10 protein-coding genes are annotated in these 16273 nt (G+C 33.7%); all 10 read right to left on the bottom strand.

Annotated elements, in window-relative coordinates; translation table 11 throughout:
• On the bottom strand, positions 1 to 465 hold the full coding sequence (locus tag ACWNT5_RS10455) for a PulJ/GspJ family protein (protein WP_299600594.1): 465 nt from the start codon (positions 463 to 465) through the stop codon (positions 1 to 3).
• On the bottom strand, positions 462 to 776 hold the full coding sequence (locus ACWNT5_RS10450; RefSeq protein WP_299600595.1) for a hypothetical protein: 315 nt from the start codon (positions 774 to 776) through the stop codon (positions 462 to 464). The genes ACWNT5_RS10455 and ACWNT5_RS10450 overlap by 4 nt, the downstream gene beginning before the upstream one ends.
• Positions 764 to 2032 (bottom strand): hypothetical protein, encoded by a 1269-nt coding sequence (locus ACWNT5_RS10445; RefSeq protein WP_456517298.1) that lies wholly within the window; start codon positions 2030 to 2032, stop codon positions 764 to 766. The genes ACWNT5_RS10450 and ACWNT5_RS10445 overlap by 13 nt, the downstream gene beginning before the upstream one ends.
• Entirely contained in the window at positions 2029 to 2496 is a 468-nt protein-coding gene (locus ACWNT5_RS10440) for a hypothetical protein (RefSeq protein WP_299600600.1), read from the bottom strand. Before ACWNT5_RS10440 ends, ACWNT5_RS10445 begins: the two co-directional genes overlap by 4 nt.
• Before the next feature lie 4 nt (positions 2497 to 2500).
• The gene (locus ACWNT5_RS10435) at positions 2501 to 3430 is read right to left on the bottom strand and encodes a hypothetical protein (RefSeq protein ID WP_456517297.1); all 930 of its coding nucleotides are present in this window, start codon (positions 3428 to 3430) and stop codon (positions 2501 to 2503) included.
• Between the two features lie 79 nt (positions 3431 to 3509).
• Positions 3510 to 4244: a hypothetical protein gene (locus tag ACWNT5_RS10430; RefSeq protein WP_299600605.1), complete on the bottom strand. Its 735-nt coding sequence runs from the start codon at positions 4242 to 4244 to the stop codon at positions 3510 to 3512.
• Between the two features lie 680 nt (positions 4245 to 4924).
• Complete coding sequence (locus ACWNT5_RS10425) at positions 4925 to 5542, bottom strand: hypothetical protein (RefSeq protein ID WP_299600607.1); 618 nt, start codon at positions 5540 to 5542, stop codon at positions 4925 to 4927.
• A gap of 224 nt (positions 5543 to 5766) precedes the next feature.
• Entirely contained in the window at positions 5767 to 6189 is a 423-nt protein-coding gene (locus tag ACWNT5_RS10420; protein WP_299600610.1) for a hypothetical protein, read from the bottom strand.
• Between the two features lie 7 nt (positions 6190 to 6196).
• Positions 6197 to 10558 carry an RHS repeat domain-containing protein gene (locus ACWNT5_RS10415; RefSeq protein WP_456517296.1) on the bottom strand — a complete coding sequence of 1454 codons (4362 nt, stop codon included), beginning with the start codon at positions 10556 to 10558 and terminating at the stop codon, positions 6197 to 6199.
• Between the two features lie 26 nt (positions 10559 to 10584).
• Complete coding sequence (locus tag ACWNT5_RS10410) at positions 10585 to 16131, bottom strand: hypothetical protein (RefSeq protein ID WP_456517295.1); 5547 nt, start codon at positions 16129 to 16131, stop codon at positions 10585 to 10587.
• Between the last annotated feature and the right edge of the window lie 142 nt (positions 16132 to 16273).

Genomic DNA, 16273 nt, shown 5'->3' with positions numbered 1-16273 from the left:
TCAGAAATATATTGTTGGATCATTATATTTATATACAAATGTACTATGTACATCAGAAGCTTTCATGTATTTTAATTTGACAGCATCAATGGATCCCGAATTCACTTTCTTACCTTCAAAAAAATACTGAATGTCTTTTATTTGCAATCGAAATGTATCTTGATTATTGTAGACACTATCTTTTGTGAAAATATAGCGATTCTCTTTATTGGGTGAGGATAACGATAGTATATTTTCTTTAGCATTCCAATGAATCGATGTATATTTATTAAAATCTATAGTCAATGCCACTTCTAAGGATCGTATTTGCGATTGGTATTCATAATTATTTTCAATACTTCTCATATTTTTCTGAACTAAACTCAACACAGAAAATGCTAAACCCACCACAATAGCGGTGATCACTAATACCACCATCATTTCGGTTAGTGTAAAAGCCTTTATTTTATGAGCAGAAGTATTCAAGGGATGATTAACTGTTTTTCATATGTTTTTTCTTGTTTGCTATAGCGTAGGATGCCGATATTGTTTTTTGTGATAATTTCAATTTCCCAAGCATCAAAATCTTCGGTGTAGGGTATTGTTATATTTTCATGTAAGATTTTGTATTCTAGTTCTTTAATTCTGTTTTCAATAGCACTATGATCACTGCGTAGATGATTGCTAAAGATATTATTGAAACTCAGACTAGCGATCATAAAAACAATAATGATGAGTACAGAGGCCGTTAAGGTCTCAATAAGTGTAGCAGCTCTTATTTTTTTTAATATAACCATTTTGCTACTGTTTTTTTAGTATCCTTAAAGGGAATCCCTGCATATTTGACAATAGGATTTTTAAGAATTTTACCATTATACACATGATTTAGATATATAGATCCAGATGCTTTGGTCACAAACTGCTGGGTATACAATGAACCTTTTACAGTACCAGAAAATTCTATATTTCCGTTACAATAAATCTCTCCTGTTATTAGAACATGATCATCAATTTTCATGTGAGACTTTATCCGATTTTGTAATTCTCCTTTTGGTCTTATATATAGTACTGCACCTTCAATCTCTGTGTTTTTATGAATAATAAAATCCGAGTTACGATTATTTTGGGAGTTGTTTTGTCCAGTAGGTATAACGTTTTTATCAAATAGTGTAACTGAAGAAGGATAGGAGAGTAGACACCGTTCTCCTATGGTTATTTTTTTTGTAGCAATCGCCTGAATACTGCCTTTAAAATTATTTTGTACCACTATTTCTGGAGCAATCAATATGACATCTGTTAATGTAGCAGCACTACTAACCACAATTTTAGAAGCTGATTGTATGATAATATTTCCAGTAATATTTTCATTCCCTAAAAAGATCGGGGTTGGGTCATATAGTAACATTGGTTGGTTGTCAAAGGAGTTCTTTATTTCTTTTTCCAATGGAACCATTAATTCTTCGTCTATAAACACTCCATTTGTAAATGACTCTATATATGAAATCCACTTATCATCTAGTGGTGGAATGGTTTCTTTACTTTGATATACATTGCCATAATATAAAGAAGATCCCTGATAATAATTACCAGAAATATTTCCTGCTTTTATACCTTGTGTTGGTACATAGCTATTTCCTTCTAAACGGGTGTAACCCACAATAACTAAAGGAGCATTTTTATCTGCTATATATACATTTGGAGTCTTCAGACCTATTGCCGTACCAGAAAAAGCAACTTTTCTAATTTTTCTATTGTTTGTAATAACATCAGATACAGTCTTTGTCCAGATACCATGGTACGTGGCTATTAGTTTAGTGGTTTTTGAATCTACACTATTTTGGATTGTATCTTCTGATATTACGGGTGTTTGTAGCGAAACTAATAATTGATGATTTGCCAATTCTACGGCTGTAATTAATTCTTGAGATTTTATTTTAAAAAAGGACTGTACGTGCGTAAGTAATAAAAAAGCACTAAGTAATATGGCAATGATTACCGAAACTAGCAATGCGAATTGCATTGCTTGTGCTTTTATTTTATGAAATATTTTCAATTCAAAATTTGAAATTGTTTGCTCTTGCCCTTATACCTTAATTTCACCATTGTGGATGATCCTTTAATTAATTTAACATCAGCAAAAGAATCATTAATTTTTAACAGTTGTTCTGATCCATTGATCTCGATTAAAAAGATGGTAGCAGATTTGTTTTGCGTAGCAACATACCCTTTATATTGTATAGATGGCCAAACAACTTCCTGTTTTTTTCTAATGGAGGTAGGTTTTGCTACTACTTTTTTAGGTTTGTATATGGTACCTAAAAAAGGATCCCTTTCTACATTGCTAATTTCAAACTTTTCTCGTTCTTTAGCCTCTATCTTGGCAAACGATACTGTTGTGATATCAGTAATTTCTGGATCATCATCTGAAAAGGCGTCTACTACCTGAAAAATAATTGCTCCCCAGATAAACACCACCAATGGTAACAATACATATATGCCTTTTTTTCCTTTTAACATGCTATTAATTTATAGTAAAACTAAAGGTGTCACTGGCTTCACTTTGATTACCTGCTTCATCAAATGCTTTTATAAACCAATAATAAGTAGTACTAGCGTCTAATGTAATATCCGCAGGAGAGGTTACTTGATCTTTCGTTACTAAATCGGTTAGTTGTTGATTTCTATAGATATAGATACTATCAAATTCTGTTGTTCCTTCTACAGCGTCTCTTGTCCAAGTAAATGACACTGCAGTATCTGTTAGTGTCGCTTGATCGACAGGAGCAGTGGTAACAGGTTTTAGAGGATTCATACTGTCAATAGTCAATGTTCTGCTAAAATACAAGGTGTTCTGAGTATCGTTTTCTGCACGGACTTGCCAAGTAGTTACTCCTTCCGGAAAGGTGATTTGGATAGAGGTGTTAGCAGTAGTCTCTTCTGTTAGTACCTGATCGTTATCATCTATTAATTGCACTCTATAAGCGGTGGCATCTGATACTGTTTCCCATTGTAAATTCACAGCAGTGTTATTAGAAATTGTATTATCGGCAGGAGAGGACAATAGTACTTCTCTAGCAGAAAAATCTTCACTTTCTATGATACTAAAACTTGCGGTAGTGTATGCTGTTTGCGATCCAGTATTTTGAGCTCTTACACGCCATTGATAGTTGTTTTTAGTTAAAGTAGTACTAAAACTTGCAGTGGTTACCGTAGTGTCTTCTACAATTTGTGTGGCATTTTCGAAGGTTGGTCTAGCGATTTGTAATCGGTAGGAAGTAGCATGATCTACGGTATTCCAACTAAAGGTTAGCAAAGTGCTTTCTACTTCGGTACCATCTGATGGAGCGATCAATGAAACGACATCATCGGTGATATCTTCTTCGAATAAAATCTCTTCACAGCTATAAAGTGAGAGTAGTAGTATCGTGATATATAATATCTGTTTTTTCATGTGCTTTTCTAAAATTTTAAAAGGCCTTCACTTTCATTTTGAATTGAAAAGTACCTCAATTCAGCTACTAGATGGACTTTTAAAGTTTGAAATAATTTATGTTTTCTTTCGCTTTATCTGCATTTTTATAAGTATTCTTTGGACATTGGTCATTCTCATCTACAATATCGAATAAGGATACTCTTCTTTTTTCATTTTCGCCCCAGCAGAAATAGGATAGTCGATACCCAAATAAAGTAGTATTACCAAAATCTATATATTTATGTGGTTTGCCATCTTTTACCAAGGCTAGTTCATATTGCTTGTACTTTTTATTTACTAAAAAAACAGCTTCTGCCTGTTGTATTTCCAAAAGAATCTGCTGATTAACTGCCATGGATACCGAGGCAATGATCTCAGCATCTTTTTGTCTTTTTAGATAACTAATCGTTTGTTGGTTATAGTCCTGCTCTAATTCTGAGATAAGACCTACCCAATCGATGATTTCCAGTTTTAGAAATTTAGGTTTCTTTTCTAAAGAATCAACGTATTTTATTTGTTGTTTATTTTGTGTAGACGCTTGTAGGTATGCTTTGTAGGTTGTGTTATCAAAATGAACCGGAGTAACTCCTACGCGAATGTTTTGTTGATAGTTGGGTATTGCCGTTACTTGAAAATCAGTGTTACGCATTTGATTTTCATGAATTCCAATAACTCCTAATGCTACTGGAGTAGTGGTAGCTGTGTGCATAGCAGATTTGTTTACAGAAATGCTACGACAGCTGATCATGGTTACTACACTAATTACTATAACAATTAACGTTTTATACTTCATAAATTAAGTTTTGTATCTACCACAAAATGAGCCGCCAAAGATAAGAGAAGCCAGCAAATTATACTAAAAAGGCATCAATTATTATAATGGTTACTCTTTTACAAATGGTTTTCTACTATATAGTGTCTTTTACACCAAAAATGTTACCACGAAATTGTAATTTTTTTATTAGGTGTGGGAAGTTAGGTACATGGAGTTGGATGTCAGATGTTTGATGTGGGGTGTTTGATGTTTGAATGCTTTTAAGTTACAATTCTTATTTCCAGCTTCATTCCTCTGTCTTTGAGCTTCGGACTTCTAGCATCGCACCTCGATCTTCCAGATTTGGTTTGATGTCGGGTGTTTGATGTTTGAATACTTTTAAGTTACAATTCTTATTTTCAGCTTCAAGCTTCTGTCTTCGATCTTCGGACTTCTAGCATCGCACCTCGATCTTCCAGCTTTGGTTTGATGTCGGATGTCAGATGTTTGAAGGCTTTTAGTTGCAGTTTCTATTTACAGCTTTAAGCCTTTGTCTTCGGTCTTCGAACTCCTAGCATCGGACCTCGATCTTCCAGCTTTGGTTTGATGTCGGATGTCAGATGTTTGAAGACTTTTAGTTGCAGTTTCTATTTACAGCTTTAAGCCTTTGTCTTCGAACTTCGGACTTCTAGCATTGCACCTCGATCTTCCGTCTTTCTTTAATGACAATCATTGTTATAATATTCTACCACTTCTCGGATATGTCTTTTCTTGAATTCTTTGTTCTGTATTTTTTCGACTAAAGAAGTACAATCCTTAAAATAGGTAGAAGCAGCTTTTTTAAAGTTTTTACTGAATAGATGAGTGGATCCTAAATGTGTTACTTCTTCTTCATTCTCTCTTTTTACATAGTAACTATTCATAGAATAATAATTTCCTCCACCGAAACCTACTCCTGTACCACCAAATCCTCCAGCACCTATATTTGGGGTTCCATAATATCCTTCTGTATGGATTTTATATAAAGTTACTTTCCCTTCAGTGATTAGTTGTAAAACTTTTGGAAATTCACTGTCTTTAATGGATTTATATACATAGGTGTTTAATTCACCACCTTCATAAATTTTCACGCTGTGGAGCTCATCAAACTTATATTTTTTGGCTTTGTCTTTTTTTGTTTTTCGAAATTTTACTTTTCCAAAACTCTTGATTTTTCCAAATCCTTTTAGTTCTGTACCATCTTTAAAAATGAGTATAGCACTACTTTTTTGAGCTTGTAGACTACAAGAATAAAATATAGCGAATACTAAAGATAGTAGGAGTGTAGTATGTTTCATATGTTAGTTTACTTTAAGATATATAGATAAGTGTCAAAAGAGAGATAAATGTTACCATTTTAGATTTACTTTTTTACATCTTATGATACAGATATTGAATATTGAAAAAGAAAAACCACAACCTATTATAAAATAGATCGTGGCTGTTGTTAATTTCTTCCTAATGTCTTACCTAGCGTTAACTGGTACAAACTTCTCACAAGAGGTTTGGAGTAGTTTCAATGTTAATTGAAATTTTTTAAAATTCTATTTTCAAATTCATCAAGAATGTTTTTGTTATTTAAATTGTCAAAATCTTTATTGATCATTTTCCATTTACTATTTTCAGAATATTTTTTTATTCCAACAAAAGCAAAAATTGTTTTAGCTTTTGATTTAGATCTAATCCAAGTTTTTACTACAATGTTTTTTTCTTTATAATAAAAATAAACATGAAACCAATGATCATTTTCAGTTCTTTTTCCATCGGTAATCCTAAACTCCTTTGGGACATGATATTCAGGATTTTTTATTTTAAAATCATTGATTTTTTGAATTATATCAGTTTCTGTTAAGTTAATTTCATATCTCTCAGCATAAGGATAACTTCCTGGTGCTACATTACAGGATAACAAAAGAAAAAGAAAAAAGAGAAGAGAAAATTTCATAAGTTTATTATCTTATCGGTTTATCTGGAGCATTCGTTACACCATGACTACTGAGATGGTAATAAATTTCTATTTCCATCATTCCAACTCCATTTGGTTCGGCTAATTTAACTAAAGTTTTTGGTAAAGCTGCTAATCCTAAACCAACTCCTAAAGTACCAGCATATAATCTTGTTTTTAATGGTAAAACTGGATTTCCAGCTATTTCTAATTCTTCTGAAACGAATTTCCAGTCTGCACCAATTGCTCTAGTATCAGTAAATAATCCAGATGCACCCGCGATATTAAGATTGTCATATCTCCGATCATGACCAATTGCTGGATACCCCGATAAATCTTTGGGGATTGCAGTGTATGTATAATCTCCATTATAAGTTAAAGGGTTATTTCCTCCAGGATATGTTAGATAAAAAATATTATGTCCTACGGTCGATGGGTCTAGTTGATCCCTACTTTCAATTCTGTCTAACAAGCCTAAATAAACTTCATCTAATTGAATGAAATCATCTTTTAGATAGGTAAAAGGATTTCCAGTTGTTCGATAAGAAACGAATTCATTAATGCCCCTTAATGTTTCAAATGATAGACAGGAAGTACACCCGCCATCTGGATCAATTATTCTGATAGGATTGTTAGCCATACCAAGATAGGGCGAAGAGAACTCTCCATACGGATCTGTAGTCAACCATCTTCCTATACGACTATCCCATAATCTAAGTTGGAAGGCTTCCTTCCCGGTTTCGGTATCTTTTTCCTGTCCTTGGTATGCATATCTATATTGCTCACTACCATTTTGTATTCGCCCTGGCATTGGCATACCAAAAGGATAATAATCTGTGGCCGTTGTCATTGCAATAGGATTATTATCTTTATCTCTACCTACCACCGCACGTACATTTCCTAAATGGTCTGTAAGTTCATAATAGCTGTTACCTTCGCCAAACAATCCTCTTTTATAAACACCTAATCGGCTAGCGCCATAAATAGTATGCTCTGCAATTTGAGGACTAGCCCCTCCACCAGGCACATTTGCGTCTAGTTTATTATAAATAGCCATTACGGTTCCCGCAGCATCTCTTACGTAATACGTTATGCTTACTGCACTGCTATTGGGATTATAAGATTCTTTGCGAACTCTATGGTTTTTATCATTGTAAAAGAACTTAACTAAAGTTACATTTTTTTTAGATACTTCTGTAACCAATCCACTGGCATTGTATGAATAACGTATGACATTTTCAGGATCTTCCGGAGTTACATACTCCCAATCTTCTATTAATTGTCCAATTTTGTTATATTTATAATTTTCTAGAGTAATCTGATCTCCTATATCATCTGCTCCATCAACTTCTCCCGCAGCATCATCTACTCTGAGTAGTTGATTCGGTTTGTCCGTTTTATAAGTATAAGATAGTTGATCCATAGCATTACTTCCCTGATACGTATCTTTATTACGATTTAGGGATTGGATATTTCCATTAGCATCATAGGTAATGTTTGATACATTATAGTCTCCGTTTCCTTGCACAGTTCCATCGGTAGCAATGCGGGCACTAAAAGTTTTAGAGCTAGAGGCTACGATGTTAAATCCTGGTTTTAGTAGTACCGTAGCTCTGGCTTCTACATCTTCGGTTTCTGTTACAGTTTGACTTCTGGTTTCTTCGATTTGGATAGATGGATCTGCTTCATTTACTTGTGTATTAAAACTAGCCCCTGTTAACCAATTATTTTTGTTGTAGGTGTAGTAATACGTATCCGGATTGTTATCATCTATATTTGTGGTTTTCCAGGTGATGGCTTTGATATTTCCATTGTATTGTTCAATACCATTAGCAGTAGAAGGAATAGTTCTTGGGGTTCCTGTTCTCTTGTAATCATCTTTATAATAATGAATATTCATCCCGAAAAGATCATTGTTATCCCCACCAGGATCCGATGTAGCCGTAAGATTTGGGCTATTGATACTTTTTAGCGCACCGTTTAAATTATATACATAATCAATTCCTTGCAATCCTTGTGCTAAATTTAAACGTTTTAGAGCTCCTGTTTCATTATAGCTATATTCCGCATGCTCTTTGTATGTGGATCCATCGGTAGAGGTTTCCACTTTGGTTAAACTATAATCATCTTTATCATAGGTATATCTATGGATAAACAAGTCTGTTGTACCATATTTTTGATAGAGCACACGGCTTACCTGACTGGTAATAGGGTCATATTCGTAATCAATCGTCTTATCTCCTAAATCTTTAATGTCTTGTACTATCCATTGTACCCTTCCATAAATATCATAGCTATAGTAGGTAGTGGTATTCTCGTTATAAGTTTTTGCTACATTACCACTTAAAAAAGAAGGATTGGCATAACTGCTGTGTATATTAGCGAGATAATCTAAATCATCTGATGATAATACGTCATAGGTAGTAGTATGTACTTCGGATCTTATTCCAAGAATTGATAAATCCTCGTTAGGATCGATATTAGAAAAAACGTCACTAACCGGTTTTGGATAAAAGACTCCACTTTCTACAGGTCTACCTAATTGATCATAGTTGGTATAGGAAAATGAATGCGAATCTTTTTGTTTACTATTTTGCGAAAATCGTATTTGCCCGTCATCTTTATACTTAAACCAAGCATCACCTTCATCTGGACTATGAGAAAACACTAGTTGCCCTAACGTATTGTATTGAAAAGTGCTTTCTAGTTGCTGTAAGGGTTGCTTACTACTGATTAGTCTACCCACTTTGTCATATTCGTTCAGGCTATAATCATAGTAGTTTTCTGGATAGGTTACTTGTATTGTAGGAGTACCAGAAGCTACATAGGATATTCTATAAAATCCGCTAGGTAAACTTCCAAAAGCTGTAGTGATTTTTTGTTCTGAGACTAAATCATAAACTTCGAACCAATGGTTATTCGATAAATTTCCGAAGTTTTCATTGGTCACTGTTATACCTTGCAAGCCTACAGGAATATGGATATCTACAAATTTTTGTTCTCCAATAGTAACTGTAGATGTTCTGGAATTATCAATTCCGCCTTTTTCATTACCACTTCTTGCAGCTGCTAGTGTACGACCATCTGTATCTGTAAATACTACACTTTCTACCCCATGTACATCTCTGGAAACTGTTTTTATAATTTTGTAATCATTGTATTTAGTTTCTCCAAAGGCGTTCGGTTGAGAGAGTTCATTCCCAGCAGGCATAGAAAACACATATCCTTGTTTCCATTCGTCTCCCATTTTGTTTCCACCAATCGTTTTTAAAGCTGTCCCAGGATTAAGTTCACTATAAATAGTTCTGGAATAGGGACGATCTGTTACATCTTGATATGGGTCACTATTATTACTATTGCTATAGTACCACCCAAGCGTATTTTCCTCATTAGTAACAGGGGTCGGGTTTTCTATATCTTCTTTTTCATAATCAGAAATATTGAAATTGGCATTTCCTTCTTTTTTGATAAAACCATCTTTGTGACTAAAGCTTCCAGCATTCCCAATAGGAGCTGTTAGCGTACTGACAGCAGGTCTTCCTTGATGGTCGTACCTAATTTCACTAGCCCAAGTTTTCTTTCCTTTTTTATCAAAGACTTGAGATTGAGTAGTTTTACCAATATCATCATAATAGGTAACACTTGCACCAGTTAAATTTCCTATTTGATTTTCGGTAATACCATAGGTATTTACGGAAACCCAATTTTTGTCGGTATCGGTCACCGAAAAAGGACCATAACTATTGTCTGTAATGCTAAATCCTTGTTGGCTATAAATACAGGATAATACTCTAGGTGGAAAAACATCGGCACTCAGATTACCTGCATATCCAGCACGAAGCCAAGATAGGTTTGAATCGGTAACGGTTCCTAATACTTGCGAATTATAAGAGAAACGTATTTGTGTAGCATTGATTTTTTCTATTCGTAATCGATCTGATGTTTGTGGGGCTATATTGGTTAGTGTCCCAATAATCGATCCATCGGGTTTTTTGGCAACGACTTTGTAAGATGATGAAAAAGGATCATCGCTTCTACCTTCGTTAAGAATTTTAATAGAATATGCATTTCGATCGTCTAAGGTTGTAATCGAAGTTTGCGAAAGGAATATAGTAACATCAGAATATCTAGTTTCTAAGAAACCAGCGATATTGTTTCCATCAATTTTAAAATTAGTGATTTCGAAGTATCCTGTTGACGTTCCTTCTGGTAAGACTTCTAAAGACAATACTTGTGCATTACCTGTAAGTGTATTGTTTGTACCAGTTTCTATTCCTGAATTTTTATACCAATTTAAATCCTGTGCTGTACCCACAAAGGATAACATTAGTAAGAAAAGACAGCTAATGTATTTATGAAAATGTATCATTTTTTCTTTTAATTTAAATTGATTGATTATTGTTGTATTGGATTCCCATCAGGATCATTTGGATCATCATCATCATCTCCACATCCTTGTTTTTGATGATTGCCTATCGTTTCTTTCGTATCACCTGTGTTTTTATCACGTACCTGACATTTGTAATGTACTCTTCCGTTTGGTCCGCACTCTGTGAAAATGTTGCGTGTGTTAGAACTTGACCAAGACCCATAACTTAAAGTATTTGGGTTGTTACCAATGGCCCAACGATATTCATACTCAAAAGTACCTCCATTTGCTGTAGCTGTAAGCGTAGGCGAGGATATATTGTAGTTACTTACTCCTATGGATAGTGTTAATGCATTTGGATTTGTAACATTCGTATTGATAGGTGTACTATAGTTATAATTGATTTCACTATTTAGTTTAAAACCGCCAGGAATTCCTGGAGTATCCATCACCTCTGAATATGTTTTATGAAGTCTTCCAGCGTCGTCATATTCATATTTCGTAGCCATATTGTTTGCGCCAATGATATAGGTAAGTTCATCCCAATCATTATAGACATAACTTGTCATAGAAGAGGTAAAAGGAACCATTCTAAAATCATCATAAATAGTTGTTCCCGATGTATTATATACATACACTTCTTGAGCGTTTCCAATATCTTGCGTATAAAAGTTCAATTGTACCCAATCGCCTGCTGGAATTACTTCTCCAGAATGATAAGAGATCACAGCATTAGCAGCTTTCACTTTTGTATTTACATAATTGTTGTTAGCACCTTTGTATACCCAAACAGAGATTTTGTATTTTCCAGCTTCTGGGTTTACGGCAAAAGCTTTTACATTAGCAGCAGCTTGTACACCTTTAGCTCCTGTATGATAGGTGTCGGACAGGGTAGCGGTATTGCCTTTACTCACTTGACCACTAAAATAATTGGTGTTTTCAACAAGATCCTCAGCTCCAGAATAAAACATTTGATTATATCCAGCATTCGCAACTGCGAATACTTTGGATTCATCATCTCCCATTTTAGTACTTAATTTATTGTCATTGATATCTATCGATTCTAAAGGCATTGAATAATGATCATATAAACTAACTTCAGAAGTTTTGATCCATTCTATATTGTTTTGATTGTCAGGGTTAAACCAATTAAAGTTATCATCCTCACCAGTATAACCTATATATACTCCATCAACATCAACTTCACCTTTCCAAACAAAAGATTGATGTTTACGCCAGATTTTTTCTGCATTATTAGTTGGAGTAGAAGTGGATCCGTCATAGTTTTGATAAGTCCAATTGTTATTCCAAGTACTTATATTTGCATTAATGGTAGCCCAGTCACCAGTATTATTTTTAATCTGCGTTAATGTTACTGCTGTTTGAGATAACATATTTTTATTAGTGGGGTTGTTTACTTTTGCCCCCATACTATATCCTTCTACGTTATTAGAATATTTATCTATATGATATGCAGGAACAATTTTAGTCTTAAATTCTAAACCAGTGCTTGACTTAGTTTGGGTTTCTAATAATTGCCCAGAAATATTATCATGCCTAATGAAATTTGTAGTACTAGTATAGCCATTAGTAATAGTGGTTGTACTTTTTAATAAAGAAGGATATATAATTCTAGTTGAAGTATTTATTAACCATTCATCCTGAATATCCGAACTTCTATAATTAATATCTTTATAAGACTGGAAAGATTCTTTGATAATGCCCTGACTTATTTCATTACTTGAGGCATATTCATTTATAGTTTTAGATAATAACTGTTCCTTATTATTAAAATGATTTATTTCCAATATTTGCCCTAAACATGCAAAATTGTCTATTAATTCATAACTCTTTATGTTTACATTCTTTTGGATATTATTATTGTAATTATTTAGATTTGTTTGCTCCGAAATTTCGAACAAATCACCAAACTTAATTTTATCCTGTTGTTTTTCTTCTAATACTTTAAACTTGTATGTCGTTTTATTAATAAAGCTATTAGTAGTTGAATTAACTCCACTTTTTACTGTTACATATTCATACATCGGAGTTGGTGTGGGTAGTTCTGAACCGTATGAAAAAGGTTGATCAGAGGTAGAAGGGAAAGGTAAATAACTAATAACTCCTGATGAGGTATAATTAGAATTGTTTGGATTTTCCGCTGAATTCGGTTTGTTATATAAATATTGCGTTTTGTAAACTTTTACACCATCTAAAATACTTAATTCTTTTACTCTTAAACCTCCACCAACATTGCCTTCAGGTCTTTTATTCGAAATTATATTATGAATCAAAGAATATGCTCGTGTCGAATTAGAAGCAGTTAAAGGTCTAGGCTTTTTCTGGTTTTCAGTATAATTGTTTGATCCTGTTACACTTGATATTGGAACTGCGTCTAAGATTTTAGCTAAAGTATTAGAGTTATAATTCAATTTTCCGATTGCTTCAACCTCAATAATCATAGAGTTATCCGAAGTATTCATCGATACAATGCTTGCCTTTTGAGGTTTAATATCAATTGATGGTATTAACCTTTGTGTTGGACTGGCAATATTCATACTTATGGTTGAAAACCAAATATCTACGTGAATTTTCTTATTAGGGTTAAAATAATCCGAAAGTAAAAAGTTAGATGTAGAACTATCTTGGTCATCAACTTCAATTTTTAGTTTTATTTTGGTTGGTGTACCGTTTACGAGCGGTAATTCGTCTGGAAAAAAAGTGAACTTCAGATGTTTATTAAAAATTCTTCCAGTTTCCGCTACTGCAATATCATAATCATCTGATTCATAATTTATATCAATAGTTCCTCCAGTTGGAGTGATTATTTTATTTAAAGACCATGTTTCAGGACCATTTTCATAATATCCCCATAGGTCCTTTTTGTCATAATCAAAGTTTACGTTGTTTGAATATTTGAATTTATAAGGAGGAATCAGTTGATTACCTTTTTTTCCTTTAATTGATAATCCATTTAGTGTTAACCTACCATTTAAAGAATTCGGAGAGCCTTTAGCTAGATCATAAGAGTAATGAGGAGCAAAATCAATTATTTTAATTGCACTATCTATTGTTTCAGAAATATTATCTCCTACATCTATAATATTATCTTGTAAGTTATAATCCGGAATAGATTCTTCTGTTATAGAATTAAAAATAGTGCCTGTGCTCGGTAGAGAATTACCAAGTGTTTTATTTATTAAATCATCTTCATTTTTTACAAGAATTATTTTTTCCAGTTTTAAAGATTTTTGTTCTGGTATATTAAATCTAATTTCATCGAAAAATTGTGAAGTAGGTTGTGCTCCATTTGCTTGAAAAACATGCCTTTCCCAGTTTGGGCTCGTGTAATCCACTCTAGTATTTTTAACAAATATTGCGCTATGTGTTCTTGTTTTTATTCTATCAAGATAATAAAGCTGTTTTTTTCCATATGTCTTAGTTTTTACGTTAGGATTATCTTCTGATATGCTGTATTCTTCAGCATAAGGTAGCTTCCAAACAGAATTATTAGTCCATTTTCCATAATCAAACCTCACCCAATACCCCATGTCCTTGCCGTCTGGGAAGTTTCTTGTATTAGGTTGAGTATTTACATAGTCAGGGCCGGTTATCGCTGTTAATAACCAATGTGTAGCGTAGGCACCTTGTCTAACTTCAAAATAAGATTCTCTTTCTGGTTTATTTTGTACTGCACCTATTGTTCTAATATTAGTATTTAGATTAAATACAGGTAGTGAATAATGATAAGTCTTTCCATCTGGTGCTACAATTTTAAAACCACCAATTGCGCTATCACTGTATTCACCAGTGTTAAACATTCCATCATACACACCCACACCATTTGTAGCATTTTCTACATCATATTCATATGGTAATAAAAGTCCATCTGACGCAGCTGTCCCGTCTTTTATCTGCTTAAGAGTATAATAGGATACAAAACGACCGTCTTTTTTTCTTGAAGATGACATTGTTCCAGACGAGGTATTATAGTGATCATAAATATCAGAATGGGATATATTAGTGTTAAATGAAGCTGGCTCAATGTTTAAAGATGAAGAATATTGATTGTTGAAATAAAAATTAACTTCTGGTTTGTTCTGAGAGTTGTTGTTATGGAATCCAGAATAAGATGACAGGTTGTAATTGACTTCAAAAAGATTTGAATTAGCAAAATTTCTATGTAATCCTAATAATGTTCCCGTTCTGGATATTCTTGGAGTCATTGATCCAGATAATCCTTGTGCAGAAACATTAAAAGAATCAAAAGCTGGAAACATTGCATTATTTTTGTTAAGTTCTCTTGATCCGTTAGTTACTCCAACCTCATTTACATCCATGAAATATTTACCTCCATTTGTTGGACTAGAAGAAACTAAATTAGTATCGGTACAAATAAAAAGGCTAGAACTACCTTGTAAGTTACTACAGCTACATTCATCTGGAGAATCTACATAAGCTATTGACTTGTATCTTCGTGGTTGACCATAATAAGTATTGAAAATGTACTCCACTTCACATTCATATTTTATAGCATCTCCAAAATATAACGCACCACTAACATTACTTGATTTATGAGAGTTTAAATACCATTCTACTTTTTGTTTATTATAACCTAAACTAAATATTCCAATAGGTGTACCAACCATTAATGAATAAGATTCATTATCCTGTTCAACATTGTAATCATTCATATTTATAGAATTCATGAATGATATATTGGACCCAATTCCAATTCCACCTAATTTTCCATTCACGGATATTCCACGTGAGGAAAAATTAACACCAACACCAGATTTTTTAAATGACTCTCCTTTACCGTAGGTAATGGATAAGGAGTTTTCTCCTTCGTAGCTACTATTATATCCCACAGAAATCTGATTATTTCCCCAATTATATCCTGCGTTTACTCCGACTCCGCTAGTACCAACATTAATACCAGTCGAAATTCCAAAGGAAGAAGTATAACCTACATTTGCGGATCCATAGAATTGACCTCCAGGTCGTATACCAGCGGTCGCCCCAGCACCAATTATACCACCAGCGCCATCTGGAATACCATATCCTATACTTACAGAACCTCCGAAACCTTTGTTTGAATTATATGAACTAGTATGTCCAAAGGTCCAACCTCCAGCTATTGTTGTGTAAGTTGAACCAATAGAATGAGTAGTTTCAGAACCACCAACATCGTAAAAACTTTCTTGGATAAGACCATTTTTCCAATCATCTGGATATCCATTGACACCACGATTTATCGCGCCAGGATTTAAACTCCAACCTAATCCTACCCAAGAGGCTTCTTGATCCATGGCAATACCTGCATGATATGATAATGCCAATGGATAGCCACCTTCAGGAGAAGGAACGTTTAGTATTGGAATTACATAAGTTAAATCTCCGGTTAATAGATTTACCATATCTGTTGCATCTACGGGTTCAAAAGCGGCTGCTTCTGGCGCGTTGGGTCCCTGTGCAAAAAGACTATTTAACGATAGAATAAAAGAACATATAAAACTTGTAAGTATAGATTTATATGAAATTTTAAAATGTTCTGTGTTCTGTTTTCTCATCAGCTTATGATTTGATGTTTTACTTTTTTTGTTTTTTCCTTTGACAAGCTCAGGATGCTGGATGTTGGATGTCAGGTGTGAGCTGACTGAGGTTTGGTGCCCGATTTTGGATGTCTGATGTTCGATGTTTGGTGTTGCGAAG

The sequence above is a fragment of the Aquimarina sp. 433 genome, assembly GCF_054054605.1.
The sequence above is the reverse complement of the archived record's forward strand: the minus strand, read 5'-3'. Positions and strand labels throughout refer to the sequence as shown.

What these genes read in the sequence shown, in the direction of transcription:
- ACWNT5_RS10450 (WP_299600595.1), bottom strand. Translation starts at nt 776, where the DNA reads ATGGTTATATTAAAAAAAATAAGAGCTGCTACACTTATTGAGACCTTA.
- ACWNT5_RS10440 (WP_299600600.1), bottom strand. Translation starts at nt 2,496, where the DNA reads ATGTTAAAAGGAAAAAAAGGCATATATGTATTGTTACCATTGGTGGTG.
- ACWNT5_RS10435 (WP_456517297.1), bottom strand. Translation starts at nt 3,430, where the DNA reads ATGAAAAAACAGATATTATATATCACGATACTACTACTCTCACTTTAT.
- ACWNT5_RS10430 (WP_299600605.1), bottom strand. Translation starts at nt 4,244, where the DNA reads ATGAAGTATAAAACGTTAATTGTTATAGTAATTAGTGTAGTAACCATG.
- ACWNT5_RS10425 (WP_299600607.1), bottom strand. Translation starts at nt 5,542, where the DNA reads ATGAAACATACTACACTCCTACTATCTTTAGTATTCGCTATATTTTAT.
- ACWNT5_RS10420 (WP_299600610.1), bottom strand. Translation starts at nt 6,189, where the DNA reads ATGAAATTTTCTCTTCTCTTTTTTCTTTTTCTTTTGTTATCCTGTAAT.
- ACWNT5_RS10415 (WP_456517296.1), bottom strand. Translation starts at nt 10,558, where the DNA reads ATGATACATTTTCATAAATACATTAGCTGTCTTTTCTTACTAATGTTA.
- ACWNT5_RS10410 (WP_456517295.1), bottom strand. Translation starts at nt 16,131, where the DNA reads ATGAGAAAACAGAACACAGAACATTTTAAAATTTCATATAAATCTATA.